Annotated in this window: 14 protein-coding genes; 3 read left to right on the forward strand and 11 right to left on the reverse strand. The window is 68.0% G+C overall.

The window, feature by feature from the left end; all coding sequences use genetic code 11:
* Window positions 1-272 precede the first annotated feature (272 nt).
* Window positions 273-881 (forward strand): ribosome hibernation-promoting factor, HPF/YfiA family, encoded by a 609-nt coding sequence (gene hpf / locus ACL03I_RS21695; RefSeq protein ID WP_412806847.1) that lies wholly within the window; start codon window positions 273-275, stop codon window positions 879-881.
* Here the strand turns inward: hpf and ACL03I_RS21700 are convergent.
* From ACL03I_RS21700 to ACL03I_RS21715, 4 genes are read right to left on the reverse strand one after another with little or no spacing between them, the layout of a single operon-like run.
* Complete coding sequence (locus tag ACL03I_RS21700) at window positions 857-2,014, reverse strand: MAB_1171c family putative transporter (protein ID WP_364432469.1); 1,158 nt, start codon at window positions 2,012-2,014, stop codon at window positions 857-859. The two genes, hpf and ACL03I_RS21700, sit on opposite strands and share 25 nt — an antisense overlap.
* Window positions 2,011-2,535 carry a hypothetical protein gene (locus ACL03I_RS21705; protein WP_355077130.1) on the reverse strand — a complete coding sequence of 175 codons (525 nt, stop codon included), beginning with the start codon at window positions 2,533-2,535 and terminating at the stop codon, window positions 2,011-2,013. The genes ACL03I_RS21700 and ACL03I_RS21705 overlap by 4 nt, the downstream gene beginning before the upstream one ends.
* A gap of 47 nt (window positions 2,536-2,582) precedes the next feature.
* Window positions 2,583-3,020, reverse strand: coding sequence for a hypothetical protein (locus tag ACL03I_RS21710; protein WP_355077128.1), 438 nt, complete (start codon window positions 3,018-3,020; stop codon window positions 2,583-2,585).
* A gap of 10 nt (window positions 3,021-3,030) precedes the next feature.
* Entirely contained in the window at window positions 3,031-3,732 is a 702-nt protein-coding gene (locus tag ACL03I_RS21715) for a helix-turn-helix domain-containing protein (protein WP_355077127.1), read from the reverse strand.
* A 305-nt stretch (window positions 3,733-4,037) separates the two neighbouring features.
* Between ACL03I_RS21715 and ACL03I_RS21720 the strand changes: the two genes are divergently transcribed.
* Entirely contained in the window at window positions 4,038-5,330 is a 1,293-nt protein-coding gene (locus ACL03I_RS21720; protein WP_364432462.1) for an acetyl-CoA C-acyltransferase, read from the forward strand.
* A gap of 33 nt (window positions 5,331-5,363) precedes the next feature.
* Here the strand turns inward: ACL03I_RS21720 and ACL03I_RS21725 are convergent, their stop codons facing one another.
* The 7 genes from ACL03I_RS21725 to ACL03I_RS21755 all read right to left on the reverse strand — a co-directional run bounded on the left by ACL03I_RS21725 (window position 5,364) and on the right by ACL03I_RS21755 (window position 12,490).
* Window positions 5,364-5,534: a hypothetical protein gene (locus ACL03I_RS21725; protein ID WP_356967360.1), complete on the reverse strand. Its 171-nt coding sequence runs from the start codon at window positions 5,532-5,534 to the stop codon at window positions 5,364-5,366.
* Window positions 5,535-5,670: 136 nt separating this feature from the next.
* Window positions 5,671-6,291 carry a 5,6-dimethylbenzimidazole synthase gene (gene bluB / locus ACL03I_RS21730; RefSeq protein WP_364432698.1) on the reverse strand — a complete coding sequence of 207 codons (621 nt, stop codon included), beginning with the start codon at window positions 6,289-6,291 and terminating at the stop codon, window positions 5,671-5,673.
* Between the two features lie 103 nt (window positions 6,292-6,394).
* Window positions 6,395-7,651, reverse strand: coding sequence for a fatty acid desaturase family protein (locus ACL03I_RS21735; RefSeq protein ID WP_412806837.1), 1,257 nt, complete (start codon window positions 7,649-7,651; stop codon window positions 6,395-6,397).
* Between the two features lie 99 nt (window positions 7,652-7,750).
* A complete protein-coding gene (locus tag ACL03I_RS21740; protein ID WP_355077119.1) occupies window positions 7,751-9,187 on the reverse strand; it encodes a fatty acid desaturase in 1,437 nt (478 codons plus the stop codon).
* A 45-nt stretch (window positions 9,188-9,232) separates the two neighbouring features.
* Window positions 9,233-10,387 (reverse strand): ferredoxin reductase, encoded by a 1,155-nt coding sequence (locus tag ACL03I_RS21745; protein ID WP_355077117.1) that lies wholly within the window; start codon window positions 10,385-10,387, stop codon window positions 9,233-9,235.
* 125 nt (window positions 10,388-10,512) lie between these two features.
* Window positions 10,513-11,058, reverse strand: coding sequence for a DUF6912 family protein (locus ACL03I_RS21750; RefSeq protein WP_379254974.1), 546 nt, complete (start codon window positions 11,056-11,058; stop codon window positions 10,513-10,515).
* Window positions 11,059-11,068: 10 nt separating this feature from the next.
* Window positions 11,069-12,490, reverse strand: coding sequence for a WS/DGAT/MGAT family O-acyltransferase (locus ACL03I_RS21755; protein ID WP_355077116.1), 1,422 nt, complete (start codon window positions 12,488-12,490; stop codon window positions 11,069-11,071).
* Window positions 12,491-12,882: 392 nt separating this feature from the next.
* Here ACL03I_RS21755 and secA point away from each other — a divergent pair, with 392 nt between their 5' ends.
* Window positions 12,883-15,747 (forward strand): preprotein translocase subunit SecA, encoded by a 2,865-nt coding sequence (gene secA / locus ACL03I_RS21760; protein ID WP_355077114.1) that lies wholly within the window; start codon window positions 12,883-12,885, stop codon window positions 15,745-15,747.
* The last annotated feature ends 36 nt before the right edge of the window (window positions 15,748-15,783 follow it).

Here is a 15,783-nt window from a genome sequence, read left to right on the forward strand (position 1 = left end):
ATCAGCCCGTCGGCGGACTAGCGTCGCGGACACACACCCGAACCGCAAGTTTGGAGGTGGCGCCTCGGACGTCTAGTGCCGAGCAATCGTCGTTCGGCACGGTTCAATCCCGCCGCACTGGAATCGGTCGGTGCGGCCAGATCCGGGAGGTACGCGTGACGACTTCTTCACGACCTTCAGTGAAAGATCCCGCTGCTTCGGTGCTGGAGCCCAGCACCCAGGAAGCACTCGAGCAACCCACTGCGGAACGACCACGAGCGCCGCGCGGCGACATCGTGGTGAAGGGCCGCAACGTCGAGGTGCCCGATCATTTTCGTATCTACGTCGCGGAAAAACTCTCCCGATTAGAACGCTTCGACCCGTCGATCTTCCTCTTCGACGTCGAGCTGTTCCACGAGCGCAACCGTCGTCAGCGCAAGAACTGTCAGCGCGTCGAAATCACCGCGCGCGGAAAGGGTCCCGTCGTGCGGGCCGAGGCCTGCGCGGACAGCTTCTACGCCGCATTCGAGTCGGTTACCGCGAAGATGGAGAGCAGACTGCGCCGCACCAAGGACCGGCGCCGGGTGCACTACGGCGACAAGACGCCGCTGTCGGTCGCCCAGGCCACTGCCGATCTGGTGGACGACTCCCTGTTCGACCGGCTCGCCGAGTCCGGCGCTGCCCACGCGCACCAAGAGCGGGAACCGGAATACGAGGAGGGTCCCGGCCACATCGTGCGCACGAAGGAGCACGCGGCGACGCCGATGTCCGTCGATGACGCCCTGTACCAAATGGAGCTCGTCGGCCACGACTTCTTCCTGTTCCAGGACAAAGAGACCGACCGGCCTTCGGTGGTCTACCGTCGTCACGCCTTCGACTACGGCCTGATCCGCCTGGCCTGACGAAACGGAAACCACCCGTCCCCACTTCTCCGGGCATTCGGCTCACCGGCCGGATGCCCGGAGATTTTCGTCGATGCGCCCTCGGCGGGCCAGCGGCGGGCCAGCGCGAGCAGCAGCCGCAGATCCGAGTCGATGTCGCCGACGGGCAGCCGCACGGGCTGGTCGAACTGCCGCGGGGTCACGGCCGCGCCGTTCGTCTTCGCGGCGATGGCCTGCACGATCTGTTCCACGTAGTCCGGCCGGCTCGTCTCCCCGGGCAGGTAGTGCCGCAGGTGCATCAGGGCATCGCGGATCTCCACCGTCATCCGGATCAGCCGCGCTTCGGATCCGAGGGGGATGTCCGGCTCGAGCACGACCTCGGGCACGGCCGCGGTGAGATCGCGCCACAGCGGCCGCAGGCGACGGCAGTACCGTCCGGCGCGGTCCCAGCCCGCGCGGGCCCGCAGCCCGGCGAGCAGCGGCACGGCGAGCAGCGCCGCGCCGAGCGTCGAGGCGGCGAAAGTCGGTGCCGCCCAGCGCACCATGGCCGGGTCCGCGGCCGTACCAGGCGCCGCCAGCCGCACGGCGGAGACGACCAGGCCCGCGGAACCGACGACCAGCGTCGCCAGCAGGGTCGCGTAGACGATCCGTTCGGCGGCGGTGGATTCGGCCGAGCGCAATTCGCGCAGTGCCGCGCGCCAGGCCAGCCGACCGGCGGCGAGCAGCGGAAGCCACAGGATCGACCAGACCACTACCGTCGGCCAGTCCGATGCTTGCCCCAGCAGCCTGCCCTCCTGTCGGGCCGGAGTGCCGACGGCAAGGATGATCGCGCCACCCACCAGTCCGGTGAAGTCGTAGACCCGCTGCCGAGCCGATGCGGAGACCGGGTCGGCGCCCGACCACAGCCGGGCCGCACCGTACAGACCGGCCACCTCCATCAGCAGTGTGACCATCGAAAGCTGGTGCAGCAGACTGCCGATCCCCGGAGCGACGCCGCGCTCGAGCAGGACCAGCGTGGCCGTACCCCACAGCAAGGCTCGATTGAGCAGCCGGTCGACGGCGGCGTGGTGCAGCACGATCAACCGTCCGAGGACGACCACCGCGACGAAGACGATCAGCGGTATCGCGATCGGCGCGGGGATCGGCGAGTTCACCGCCGCCGGTCGCGGAAGAACGTGCGGTGCAGCAGCGAATCGCGACGCGGTGGACGCATGGCGTGCAGCATCACCATGTCGGCGAAGGTCTCCGCGTCGCGCTCGCGCAGGGTGCCGTAGTCGGTGCGGCCGAGCACGTGGGCGATCGACTCGGGCGAGATCGAGGGCAGCAGGTCGGCGACCGCCGCCACCGTCGGCGTGCCCGCGGGCGGCTCACCGGGCCGGTGCTGCTCCGGGCCGTGCCCGAGCAACATGTGCCCGAGTTCGTGCACGATGATGTGCTCGGCATGCCATTCGGTGGTGTCCGCGCCGTAGACGATGACGTCGCTGTCCTGCTTCGCGATCCACAGGCCGCTGCCCGTGCCGCAACCGGTGCCTGCGAGCAGCGCGGTATCGATCGGCAGCAGGCTGATGCTGCGACCACGGTGCGCCGCGACGGCATCGAGGTAGGTCTGCAGATTCCATGGGTGGGGTATCGGGAGGTCCCGGGTCAAGCTCCGGAACCGGGCCTGGATGGCCATGTGATCGGTCTCCTACAAAAGCTCAGTGGCCCATGTAGGGAAGCATGTTACCGACTCGGCGGCATCGATCCTTCTGTGCTCTGGATGATCCTGGCGAGCATGGCCCGATCGATGTTCGAACCGCGCAGCGCGACGCTGGCGACGTTCGCGTCTCGCATGGTGGCGAGGAGTTCGAGTTCCCGGTCGATCGCGTCCGCCGCGGGTCCGCGGGTGAGCAGATAGTCGGCCGCCACGCCGAAACTGCGCGCCACCGCCGCGAGGATCTCGACATCCGCTGTGGCGCCCGCGTTCCGGTCGTCGAACTCGCCGTCGCGCAGGCGCTCCAGGTAACCGGGCGGCACCGTGCGACCGAGGAATTCGCCGATCTGCTCGGCGACGGATTCGGTGCTGCGTTCCGGTGCGTTGCGCGGGTGCACGACGGAGAACAGCCGATTGATCTTGTGGCTGAGGGTCAGCTCCGGGCGATTCGATCCGTGGTCGGTCATGGCTGCCTCGTCACTCGCCGTTTCGAACCGCTGTCGTGGCCAGGTTGGCCGCCAGCCAGCGTGCGCGGAATCGGGCTTCGGTCGCTGCATCGATATCCTCCGATCGACCGGCCAGCCAGCGGCGGTACCGGCGTTCCTGTAGCTCGTCGGGGTCGCTGGACTCCGCGGGGACCGCGAGCAAGTGCGCGAAGGCCATTTCCACCAGCGGATGCAACTGCTTGCCCGGTCCACCGTTGCGTTCGAGCATGGCGGTCGCGTATCGCGCCGACAGCTTGGAGACCACCCGGTTGAGTTCCGCGATCGCGGCGACCACCTGCGGGTCGGTGGTGCGGCCGTGCTCGACGGCGTCGTTGAGACTGCCCGATGCCGCGAGAAGGCCGGTCAGGTCGGAGATTTCGAAGCGGATCGCGTCCGGCCCCGCCACCACCGAGTCGCCCGCGCCGCGCGCGGAGTTCGCGGGTTCGTCGGCGGCGGGTACGCCGCCCGCGTAGGTGCGTGCGGCACTGCCCGGCAGCCATCGCAGCGGCGCGTCGAGCTTGTTCAGCGTCTGCATGCTGATGGTCGCTTCGCCGTCCTCGATCTTCCTGATGGTCGGCGCCGAAGGTCCCCCGAGGTCGCCGATCTGTAGCTGGGTGAGGCCGAGCTCGTCCCGGCGTTCTTTGATGATTCGCCCGAATCTCTTCTGCCGCGACAGCTCCGAAGGGCTATGCATAGTGCGTTCATGGTAAGCCGATGGGAGGCTCAAGGCAAACAAATAGAAACTATTTGGAAAGTTAGTCGAAAGTTTGTTACGGTTCTTTGCGTCGGATGACGGAGTGCATGCGACGGTTCCGGGACGGGCAGGGGCGTTCGCCGGGACGGGCGTCTCGGTCCGTCGCGCAACGGCGCGCGGCGGACCGGTTCAGCGGCGGTGGAGGGGATCGTCGCTGCGTCGGGGTTCACCGTCGGCGAAGGGGGTCGACGGTGAACTTACTTTGAAGTAAGTTTGGTGGTCCCAGGCTTTCGAAAGGAAATCGCATGGCCACCAGAGCTGCTCGCCGTGCTGTGATCGTGTCCGGTGCGCGCACGCCGTTCCTGCGTGCGTTCACCGGATACACCCGGATGGACTCCATCGCGCTGGCCGATGCCGCGGTCCGTGGACTGCTGGAGCGCACCGGGCTGCCCGGTGCGGAAGTGGAGGCGATCGTGTGGGGCGGGGTCATCCTGCCCAGCGCGGCGCCGAACATCGCCCGCGAAGTCGCGTTGGACCTGGCGCTGGACCCGGGCTGTGAGGGCTACACCGTGACCAGGGCCTGCGCCTCCGGTCTGCAGGCGGTCACGTCGGCGGCGGCCGCGATCGAGCGGGGCGAATACGACGTCATGATCGCGGGCGGCAGCGATTCCACCTCCAACGCCGAGGTCAAGCTGCCGCAAAAGGTCGTGCACGCGGCGGCGCCGCTGGCGCTGGGCAAGCCGAAGCCGAAGGACTACTTGTCCGCGGTCGCGCGCTTGGCGCCGTTCACCGACCTGCTACCGAGCAGGCCCAAGATCGCCGAGCGCACCACCGGCGAGGTGATGGGCGAGTCGGCCGAGAAGATGGCTCGTATCCACGGCGTGAGCCGCGCGGACCAGGACGAGTTCGCCGCCCGCTCGCATCACCGCGCGGCGGCCGCCATCGACTCCGGCCGGTTCGATGACGAGGTGCTGCGGATCCGCACGCCCGAAGACGCGGAGATCCGGCGCGACGGTCTGGTGCGCGGCGACACCAGCGTCGCGAAACTGGCCGCGCTGAAACCGGTTTTCGCCGCCGACGGCAGCGTGACCGCTGGCAACGCCAGCCCGCTCACCGACGGTGCCGCCGCGGTGCTGCTGATGAGCGAAGAGAAAGCGCACGCCCTCGGATATCGGCCGCTGGCGGCGTTCCGGTCGTGGAGCTACGTGAGCGTCGACCCGGCCGATCAGGTGCTAATCGGGCCGGCCATCTCGATGCCACGCGCGCTGGAGAAAGCCGGAATGTCCTTGGCCGACGTCGATCTCGTGGATATCCACGAGGCCTTCGCCGCCCAGACCTTGGCGGTGCTTACCGCACTGGCCAGCGACGAATGGGCCAAGACCAGGCTGGATCGCGATACCGCCGTCGGCGAGGTGGACGTCGACAAGCTGAACGTGCACGGCGGCTCGATCTCGCTCGGTCACCCGTTCGGCGCCACCGGGGCGCGCATGGTGACCACCATGGCCAACGAACTGACTCGCACGGGCAAGAACGCGGCCCTGCTCGGTATTTGCGCCGCGGGCGGCATCGGCGCATCGGCGGTGCTCGAACGCGTCTGAGGCGACGTATGAGTGGCCCTGCCGGAGCCTCTCTCAGGCCTTGCCTGTGAAGCCCCGGCGCTTGCGCCCCTCGTCCGCGAGGATGCGCAGACAGGTCTGGTGCTTGGTCTCGCCGGGGACGCCTTCTCGACGCAGGCGCAACGTCGCCTGTGCCAGATCGATGCCCAGCTCGCTGGACAGCCGAACAGCATCGACATTGGCCATTGCACAAACCTCCTGGAACCGACGAAAACCACGATGAAGCGCACTGCGTAAGTGACAGTTTCGCCCTTGTCGTACCCAGTGGGGATCCGATTGAAGCATGAACGATCCGCACATTTGGGTAACGATGCGCGGAAGGTCAGCCCCGATAGGTCTCGCGGTGCACCGCGTCCGTGAGGGGTCTGCCCGCGCGCCAGCCGAAGCGCTCCAGATCGGGAATGCGCTGGAACTCGCGCACCGGCCCGACGCACAGCCAGGCGACCGTGCGGACGCCCTCCGGGAGGCCGATCAGATCGGACAGGAAACCGGGATCGTAGAACGACACCCACCCCACGCCGATGCCTTCGGCGGTGGCGGCCAGCCAAAGGTTCTGGATGGCGAGAACCGCGGAGTAGATACCGGTTTCGGGCACCGTGGCCCGGCCGAGCACCTGCGGCCCGCCGCGATCGTGGTCGTAGCAGACCACGATCCCGGTACCGCTCTCCGAAATGCCCTCGATCTTGATCGGCTCGAAGGTGGCGGCGCGCTCGGGTGGCAGCGCGTCGCGGAACTCGATGCGCTTCTGTGCCACGTGTTCGGCGAACTCGCGCAGCGTCGCCGGCTCGCGGACCACCACGAAATCCCAGGGCTGCGAATTCCCGACGCTCGGCGCCCGGTGCGCGGCATCCAGCAGCCGCCACAGTGTCGCATCGTCGACGAGTTCGCCGGTGAACTCCGCGCGTACGTCACGACGGCGCCGGATGGCCTCGTAGACGCTCAGAACTTCAGCATGCACCGCCCGAGTCAATCAAACCCGGCGAACTCGCCGCACACGGCGTTGGCTCCTGCGTCGCCGACCGACCGCGGCGTGGCGGGAGTGGAAGTCAGCCTGCCGCGGACACGCGGCGCCGGGCCAGCCGCCGCCGTCCCCCGGCGAGCGCGGTGCGCAGACCGCGGCGGCGGCCCGTCACCGGATCGATGGAGGCGGCGGTGTGGCCCCCGAACTTGCGTTCCGAGGCGGTCTCGGGCGCATCGTCGGCGGTGGCCCGCAGGTACTTGTTCGGCAACGCCAGTTTGAGGATGGTGCGCCACGCCTTGAAGTACTGCACCGGCAGCGAGCCGGTGGTGTAGGGCAGGTCGTACTTGTCGGCCAGCTCGCGCACCCGCACGGCGATGTCGGCGTACCGGTTGCTCGGCAGATCGGGGAACAGGTGGTGTTCGATCTGGTGGCTCAGATTGCCGGTCATGAAGTGCATGACCGGGCCGCCGGAGATGTTGGCGCTGCCGAGCATCTGGCGCAGGTACCACTGGCCGTGCGTTTCGCCGTCGATGTCGGCCTTGGTGAACTTCTCCGCCCCGTCGGGGAAGTGCCCGCAGAAGATCACCGCGTTGGACCAGACGTTGCGGATCGCGTTCGCGGCCAGGTTGGCCGTCAGCGTGGAGAAGAACGCGGGACCGGTGAGGGCGGGGAAGACCACGTAGTCCTTGAGGACCTGCTTGCCCATCTTGGTGAGCGCCTCGTCGCGCTTGCGCTCGAACTCGGCCCGTTCGGGGGAACCGGGCTTGTACCGGCCCGCCACCAGTTTGCCCAGCTCCAGGTGCTGGATGGCGACGCCGTACTCGAAGAACAGCTGCAACAGCAGGTTGTAGACCGGGTTGCCCAGGTTGAACGGCTTCCAGCGCTGGTCGCGGGTCACGCGCAGCAGGCCGTAGCCGATGTCGTCGTCCATGCCGAGCACGTTGGTGTACTTGTGATGCAGGTAGTTGTGGGTGTGCTTCCAGTGCTTGGCCGCGCCGGTGTTGTCCCACTCCCACGAGCTGGAGTGGATCTCCGGATCGTTCATCCAGTCCCACTGCCCGTGCATGACGTTGTGCCCGATCTCCATGTTCTCGATGATCTTGGCGGTGGCGAGCAGTGCGACGCCTGCCAGCCACGCGGGGCGCTTCGGGCTCGCGAAGAGCACCGCACGGCCGCTGATCTCGAGAACGCGCTGCAACCGGATGACGTTGCGGATGTACTTCGCGTCGCGTGCGCCGCGCGAGGCTTCGATTTCCCGCCGGATCGCGTCGAATTCCGCGCCGAGTGCTTCCACGTCGGCCTCGGTGAGGTGCGCATATTCCTTGACATCCGAGATCGCCATGCGGGTTACTTTACCGTAAGTTACGAAACCGTAGGTTGCGAGGTGCGCCGCACGGATGTGTCAAATACCTTATTGCGATCCCGGCTGTCGAATGGTAGGTTAGCGCGCCCTGCCCGGAAAGCGAAAACGCCTGTCCCGCTTCGCTTTTTCGCGCAGCGCCGCTTGTTCATGACGGGCCCGTTCCTGGAACGCGAGCTTGGCCTCGCGCAGCACCTGCCGCTCGTGTTCGGCCTTCTCCTGTAGGGCCGCCTTGGCCTCGCGGAGCATCTCCTTCTCCTGCCGCGCCTTCTCGCGCAGCGCGATCTTCGCCTCGTGCAGCGCCGAGCGCAGGCCGCGCCGCTCGCCGGTCTCCGGATCGACGCGCAGCCAGTGCGTGGATTCCGCGCCGAGCGACGGCAGCGTGATACCGGCGAACTTGCGCTCGGAGGAGGTCTCCGGCGCGTTGTCGGCGGTAGCCTTGAGGAACCGGTCCGGCAGGGCCAGCTTGTGGATCGTGCGGAAGGCCAGCAGATACTGCTTGCCCAGCGACCCGGTGGTGTAGGGCAGGTCGTACTTGTCGCACAGCTCGCGGACCCGTACCGCGATCTCCTGATACCGGTTGCTCGGCAGGTCGGGGAACAGATGGTGCTCGATCTGGTAGCAGAGGTTGCCGCTCATGAACGCCATGGCGGGCCCCGCTTCGAAGTTCGCGCTGCCGAGCATCTGGCGCAGATACCACTCGCCGCTGGTCTCGTTCTCCAGCTGTTCGACGGTGAACTTCTCCGCGCCGTCGGGGAAGTGCCCGCAGAAGATCACCGCGTACGCCCACAGATTGCGCACCAGGTTCGCCATCGCGTTGGCCTTCAGCGTGTGCTTGAACGCCGGACCCGTCAGCGCGGGATGGATGAGGTAGTCCTTGGCCACCTGACGGCAGATCTTGCGGGCGAACTCCACGTTCGGACCGGAGGCGACCTCCCAGCGCGGGGTGTCCGACAGCTCCTTGTCGATGCTCCAGTCGTGCAGCGCGATGCCCCACTCGAAGGTCGCGGCGAGCAGCAAGTTCGCCAGCGGCTGCACCAGATGGATCGGCCGCCACTGCTCGTCCCGGGTCATCCGGAGGATGCCGAAACCGAGGTCCTCGTCCTTGCCCAGCACATTCGTGTAGGTGTGGTGGGAGTAGTTGTGCGCCCGGCGCCACTGCGCGGAGGGGCCGGTCATGTCCCACTCCCACGAACTGGAGTGGATCTCCGGGTCGTTCATCCAGTCCCATTGCCCGTGGCTGACGTTGTGCCCGAGCTCCATGTTCTCGATGATCTTGGCCACCGACAGCATCGCGGTGCCTGCCAGCCAGGCCCAGCGGTTGCGGCTGCCGAACAGCACCACCCGGGCGGCTACCTCGAGACCGCGTTGCGCCGCGATCGTGCGCCGGATGTACTTCGCGTCGCGCTCGCCGCGCGACAGCTCCACCGAACGCCGGATGGAATCGAGTTCCTGCCCCAGTGTCTCGATATCGGCCGCCGTGAGATGCGCGAACGTCTTGATGTCGGTGATGGCCACCGGGGTCCTTTCCCTACTCGATACACCTCGAGGGTACCTGCCGGACTAGACGTCCAGGGTGCAGTCGCCCGCCGCCGCCGAGATGCAGGTCTGCACCTTGTCGCCTTCGCGGCGCTCCTCACCGTTGCGCAGGTCGCGCGCGTGTCCGGAACTCAAGGTGACCACGCAGGTCTGGCAGATGCCCATCCGGCAGCCGAACGGCATCTGAACACCGGCGGACTCACCGGCCTCGAGCAGGCTGGTCGCGCCGTCGGCCGCGACGCTGCGACCGGTCTTGCCGAAGGTGACCGTGCCGCCCGCACCGACCGCGGAGCGTTCGATCTCGAAGCGCTCCACGTGCAGCCGGTCCGACAGCCCCGCGTCGCGCCAGTGGTTCTCGATCTCGTCGAGCATTCCGGCCGGGCCGCACGCCCAGGTCTGGCGTTCGCGCCAGTCGGGGATCTCGGTGTCGAGATCGGCGAGGGCGAATTTGCCCCGCTCGGCGGTGAGATGCAGGCGGGTGTCGAAGCCGGGATTGCGGTCGCGCAGCGCGCCCAGCTCCGCGCCGAACATCACGTCGTCGGAAGTGCGCGCGGAGTGCAGGTGCACCACGTCGGTGAACACCTCGCGGCGGTCCATCGCGCGCAGCATGGCGATCACGGGCGTGACGCCGCTGCCCGCGGTGAGGAACAGCACCTTCTCCGGCGGCGGGGACGGCAGTACGAAACCGCCCTGCGGGGCGGCGAGCCGGACGACGGTGCCGACCGGCACGCCGCTGACCAGGTGGCTGGACAGGAAGCCTTCCGGCATCGCCTTCACGGCGATGGAGATCAGCCGCTTGCCGCCGTGGCCGGGGTCGGACCAATTCGGCGGACAGGTCAGCGAATACGAGCGCCAATGCCAGCGGCCGTCCACCAGGATGCCGATGCCGATGTACTGGCCGGGCTGGTATTTGAAGTCGAAGCCCCATCCCGGCTGGATCACCAGCGTCGCGGAATCGGCGGTCTCCTTGCGTACCTCGACGATGCGTCCCCGCAGCTCGCGAGCCGACCACAGCGGGTTGGCCAGGTGCAGGTAGTCGTCGGGCAGCAGCGGTGTGGTCACGCGCGCAAAGGCTCCGCGCAGCACGTTCAGCTTGCCGCCGCGCTCGGCGACGCTCGCGGCGGGCGCCTCCAGCCACGCACGGACGCTTCGCACGGAGCTCCCAATTTTCGAACCCATCGCTGCCGTTGGTCTCCCTGTCGTCGGATGCGCGGGCCGCCGTCTCGCCGATCGGAGGCCTCGCCAGCAAGGTTACGGCATCGTAGGTTACGGCGGCAGGTCAGTGGGGCGCCCGCCGCGGCGATTCAGAGGAGCTCGAGCAGAAACGGCAGCTCTTGGGCCGCGTACCAGGCCAATTGATGGTCCTCGGCGTCGCCGAGGACGAACTCGGCGTCGGTGTCGCCGAGATCGGCCGCGTCCACCACGTCGACGGCCTTGGCAACCTGTGGTTCGGCGTCGGCCAGGTCGACGTGCACCGAGGCGATCTGCTGGTAGCCGATCGGGCCCGCCAGCCGGACCACCGCGTCGTCGAGGTCGGGCCGCAGCTTCGCGCCGGTCACGTCGGCGGCGATCACCGCACGGCGGTAAACCGGGTTACCGCCCGCCGCCGGCGCGGCCTCGTCGTCGGAGTCCTCCGATCCGATCGCCTCGCGTTCGGCGGCCAGCAGTCGCAGCGAGGCGCGCGCGGCCTCGTTCATGGCGACTTCGCCGAGTTCCTCGTCGTCGCCGGAGGCGTAGGCCTCGCGCAGCGCGGGCGTCACCGCGAACGCGGTCCCGCCGACGGGGGCCAGCTCACGGTTGCCGACCAGATCGCGCAGCATCGGCACCGTGGCCGGGATGTAGACCCGCAGCTTCTTCTGATCAGACGCAGGCACCGAGCATCTCCTCCATGGAATCGCGCACCGCCGTGGCGAGCACGCCGATGTCGGCCATCGCGTCGCGGTCGGCGTTGAGACCGTAGAAGACACGCCCGTCGTAGGACGTGATCCCGATACTCGACGCCTGATTGCGCAGCAGTGGCGACACCGGGTACATCTCCAGCATCCGCGCGCCGCCGATGTACATCGGCGCCTGCGGACCCGGCGCGTTGGTGATCACCAGATTGAACGTGTGTTCTGCGAACGTACTCGCCGCTCGCACACTCATCGCATGCAGGCTGGCCGGAGCGAAACCGGCCAGGTGCACGAGCGTACGCGCGCGGACGCCGCGCCGCTGACGACCGTTGAGTTCGGAGGCGTGCGCGATGTGCGACAACCGCATCACCGGGTTCGGTTCGCCCACCGGCAGATCGATCAGGAACGACGACACCTCGCTCGCCGAGTGCGTCTGGTCGCCCTCGTTTCCCTCGACGTACACCGACATCGGCACCACAGCTCGCAGCGTGGTGGACTCGGTGAGCGCTTCCCCGCGCGACAGCAGCCAGTTGCGCAGAGCGCCGGTGACCACGGCGAGGATGGCGTCGTTGGTCGAGCAGCCGAACCGCTTGCGGATCGTCCGGTAATCCGCCAGGTCGGTGCGCACCACGTCGAAGCGCCGGTTTCGCGAGGTACGCGTGTTCAGGGGGCTGGCGGGCGCACCGGTCGCCGCGGTGCGCACGGCGGCGACCACCGACTCGACCGCTTTGCCCGCCGTCCCGACCACCGCGAACGCGCCCGCGCTCGCCTCCCGGGCGACCTCGAGGGCTTTGCGCGGCTGTGCGGCGAGGTGTGCCAGCGCGCCGACCAGCAGTTCCATCTCACCGGGTTCGCGCGGCGCGATCCAGTCGTCGCAGGCCAGTTCGCGGGGAGCGGGCCCCGCGTCGAGGATCACATGGCCGATCTCGAGCGCGGTGTCCCCGTCCACCAGAGCGGAATGCGTCTTGGTGAAGATGGCGCAGCGGCCGTCGGACAGCCGTTCGATCAGGTACATCTCCCACAGCGGCCGGGCCGGGTCCAAGGGGTGGGAGACGAGGCGGGCGACCAGGTCGTGCAGCTGTTCGTCGGTGCCGGGACCGGGCAGCGCCGAACGCCTGATGTGGTAGGTGATGTCGAAACGGCTGTCCTCGACCCAGACCGGCCGCCCCAGCGACAGCGGGATCTCCCGCACTTTGCGCCGGTATCTCGGTACCAGCGAGAGCCTGCTCTCGACGAGATCGACCAACCGGTCGTAGTCCAGGATCGGCGCGCCCGAGCTGTCGCCGGGATCGGTGTTCCGCACGATCGCGAGAGAGCCGATATGGATCGGATTGCTGCTCGACTCGAGCCGGTAGAAGGCCGTGTCTTGCGGCGTCAGTCTCGTGATCACGCTGCCCGGTACTCCTTTTCCCGATGCCGCCCCCGCTTCATTGTGCTGCCGCATCAACCGTTGGCCCGGCCGTTGTGGCATTTCTGATGAATTCCGTACACGTTTTCCCGCGCCGGGGGCCCATGACACGCTGGCCGACTCGAGTTCTGCGAACCGATTCGATCACAGGGCGGACCGGAATGCGTGGCCGAACCGTCCGGGTGGCCCGCCGGGCACCTTTTCCAGCGGGGCGCGACCACTTCGCGGCAGGTCCACGCAGCGCCGCAGGCGCTGCACATCCAACAGACCATTACCATGGGGCATGCAGCGGATTCCGCGCAACCGCGTGGGCCGCACCGGCCCGGGGGCCGACGACACGATTTGACACACCGACCAGAGGACTGACGAGACCCGTGCCTGCGCTGACACTGACGAGGTTGCTACGGATTGGTGAGGGTCGCATTGTCAAGCGGCTCTCGCATTTCGCCGACCAGGTCCTCGCCCTCGAACCGGAGTACGAGGACCTCAGCGACCTGGAGCTACGGGCCAAAACCGACGAGTTCCGCGAGCGGTACGCCGAGATGGTCGAGGACGGCGAGACCGATCCGCTCGGCCAGCTGATGGCCGATGCGTTCGCGGTCGCGCGGGAGGCGTCCTGGCGGGTGCTCAGCCAGAAGCACTACAAGGTGCAGATCATGGGCGGCGCCGCGCTGCACACCGGCAACATCGCCGAGATGAAGACCGGTGAGGGCAAGACCCTCACCTGTGTGCTGCCCGCCTACCTGAACGCGCTCAGCGGCGACGGCGTGCACGTCGTGACGGTGAACGACTACCTGGCCAAGCGCGACGCGGAGTGGATGGGCCGCGTGCACCGCTTCCTCGGCCTCGAGGTCGGCGTGATCCTGTCCGGCATGAGCCCCGCCCAGCGGCGGGTGGCCTACAACGCCGACATCACCTACGGCACGAACAACGAGTTCGGCTTCGACTACCTGCGCGACAACATGACGCACTCGCTCGACGACCTGGTGCAGCGCGGGCACAACTTCGCCATCGTCGACGAGGTCGACTCCATCCTCATCGACGAGGCGCGCACCCCGCTGATCATCTCCGGGCCCGCCGACGCCTCGTCGAAGTGGTACGCGGAGTTCGCGCGGATCGCGCCGCTGCTGAAGAAGGACCTGCACTACGAGGTCGACATCAAGAAGCGCACGATCGGCGTGCACGAGGCCGGCGTCGAGTTCGTCGAGGACCAGCTCGGCATCGACAACCTCTACGAGGCCGCCAACTCGCCGCTGGTGAGCTACCTGAACAACGCCGTCAAGGCCAAGGAGCTCTACACCCGCGACAAGGACTACATCGTCCGCGACGGCGAGGTGATCATCGTCGACGAGTTCACCGGCCGCATCCTGGTCGGCCGCCGCTACAACGAGGGCATGCACCAGGCGATCGAGGCCAAGGAAGGGGTGGAGATCCAGCCGGAGAACCAGACCCTGGCCACCATCACCCTGCAGAACTATTTCCGCCTCTACGACAAGTTGTCCGGCATGACCGGTACCGCCGAGACCGAGGCCGCCGAGCTGCACCAGATCTACAGCCTCGGCGTGGTCCCCATCCCGACCAACAAGCCGATGATCCGCGCCGACCAGTCCGACCTGATCTACAAGACGGAAGAGGCGAAGTTCTCCGCCGTGGTCGACGACGTCACCGAGCGGCATGAGAACGGCCAGCCGGTGCTGATCGGCACCACCAGCGTCGAGCGCTCGGAGTACCTGTCCAAGCAGTTCACCAAGCGCGGCATTCCGCACAACGTGCTGAACGCGAAGTTCCACGAGAAGGAAGCGGAGATCATCGCCGAGGCGGGCCGGCCGGGCGCGGTGACTGTCGCGACGAACATGGCAGGCCGCGGTACCGACATCGTGCTCGGCGGCAACCCGGACATCATCGCCGACATCCTGCTGCGCAAGCAGGGGCTGGACCCGGTCGAAACTCCGGAGGACTACGAGCGCGCCTGGCTGCCCACCCTGGACCAGGTCAAGGCCCAGACCGCCGAGGACGCCGAGTTGGTGCGCGAGGCGGGCGGCCTCTATGTGCTCGGCACCGAGCGGCACGAGTCGCGCCGCATCGACAACCAGCTGCGCGGCCGCTCCGGCCGACAGGGCGACCCGGGGGAGTCCCGCTTCTACCTGTCGCTGGGCGACGAGCTGATGCGCCGGTTCAACGGCGCCGCGCTGGAAGCGATCATGACGCGGCTGAACCTGCCCGACGACGTGCCGATCGAGGCGAAGATGGTCTCCAAGGCCATCAAGAGCGCGCAGACGCAGGTCGAGCAGCAGAACTTCGAGATCCGCAAGAACGTGCTCAAGTACGACGAGGTGATGAACCAGCAGCGCACCGTCATCTACGGCGAGCGCGATCGGATCCTGCGCGGCGAGGACATGGAGGGCCAGGTCCAGAGCATGATCACCGACGTGATCACCGCCTACGTGGACGGCGCCACCGCCGAGGGCTATGTCGAGGACTGGGATCTGGAGAAGCTGTGGACGGCGCTGAAGACGCTGTACCCGGTGAGCCTGGACTACCGGGACCTGACCGGCGAGACCGAGGTCGGCGAGGCGGGCGAGCTGACGCGTGAGGAGTTGCTCGAGGCGCTGCTGGACGACGCGCACGACGCCTACGAGCGCCGCGAGGCCGAGATCGACGGCCTGGCGGGCGAGGGCAGCATGCGCAATCTGGAACGGCAGGTGCTGCTGTCGGTGCTCGACCGCAAGTGGCGTGAGCATCTCTACGAGATGGACTACCTCAAGGAGGGCATCGGCCTGCGGGCAATGGCGCAGCGCGACCCGTTGGTGGAGTACCAGCGCGAGGGCTTCGACATGTTCACCGCGATGCTCGACGGCCTCAAGGAGGAGTCGGTCGGCTTCCTGTTCAACCTGCAGGTCGAGGTGCAGCAGCCGCAGCCGGAAGGCGTCGCCGTCGGCCAGGGTCTTCGTTCGCCGGTCGGAGCGATGACCGCCCCGCGCCCGCTGCCCACCGAGGAGGCTCAGGTCGCCAACGGCCACGCCGCACCGGCGGCCCTGCGCGCCAGGGGTATCGATGACACCGCCCCGCGCGGTTTCAGCTACTCCGGCCCCGACGAGGGCGGCCGCGCCGCGGTGCACAGCGACGCCGAGGAATACGGCGTGGACGGTGGGCCGCAGCCCACCCGTCGCGAGCGCCGCGAGGCCGCCCGCGCGGAGGCGAAGGGCCGCCGCGGCCCGAAGTCGCGCCGCCGTCACTGATCCGCTGAATCACGAAGGCGCTCAGGGTTTTCCTGG

Source organism: Nocardia sichangensis, from assembly GCF_047200615.1.
GTDB classification, from domain to species: domain Bacteria; phylum Actinomycetota; class Actinomycetes; order Mycobacteriales; family Mycobacteriaceae; genus Nocardia; species Nocardia sichangensis.

What these genes read in the sequence shown, in the direction of transcription:
- ACL03I_RS21705 (WP_355077130.1), bottom strand. Translation starts at nt 2,535, where the DNA reads ATGGCCATCCAGGCCCGGTTCCGGAGCTTGACCCGGGACCTCCCGATA.
- ACL03I_RS21710 (WP_355077128.1), bottom strand. Translation starts at nt 3,020, where the DNA reads ATGACCGACCACGGATCGAATCGCCCGGAGCTGACCCTCAGCCACAAG.
- ACL03I_RS21715 (WP_355077127.1), bottom strand. Translation starts at nt 3,732, where the DNA reads ATGCATAGCCCTTCGGAGCTGTCGCGGCAGAAGAGATTCGGGCGAATC.
- ACL03I_RS21720 (WP_364432462.1), top strand. Translation starts at nt 4,038, where the DNA reads ATGGCCACCAGAGCTGCTCGCCGTGCTGTGATCGTGTCCGGTGCGCGC.
- ACL03I_RS21725 (WP_356967360.1), bottom strand. Translation starts at nt 5,534, where the DNA reads ATGGCCAATGTCGATGCTGTTCGGCTGTCCAGCGAGCTGGGCATCGAT.
- ACL03I_RS21735 (WP_412806837.1), bottom strand. Translation starts at nt 7,651, where the DNA reads ATGGCGATCTCGGATGTCAAGGAATATGCGCACCTCACCGAGGCCGAC.
- ACL03I_RS21745 (WP_355077117.1), bottom strand. Translation starts at nt 10,387, where the DNA reads ATGGGTTCGAAAATTGGGAGCTCCGTGCGAAGCGTCCGTGCGTGGCTG.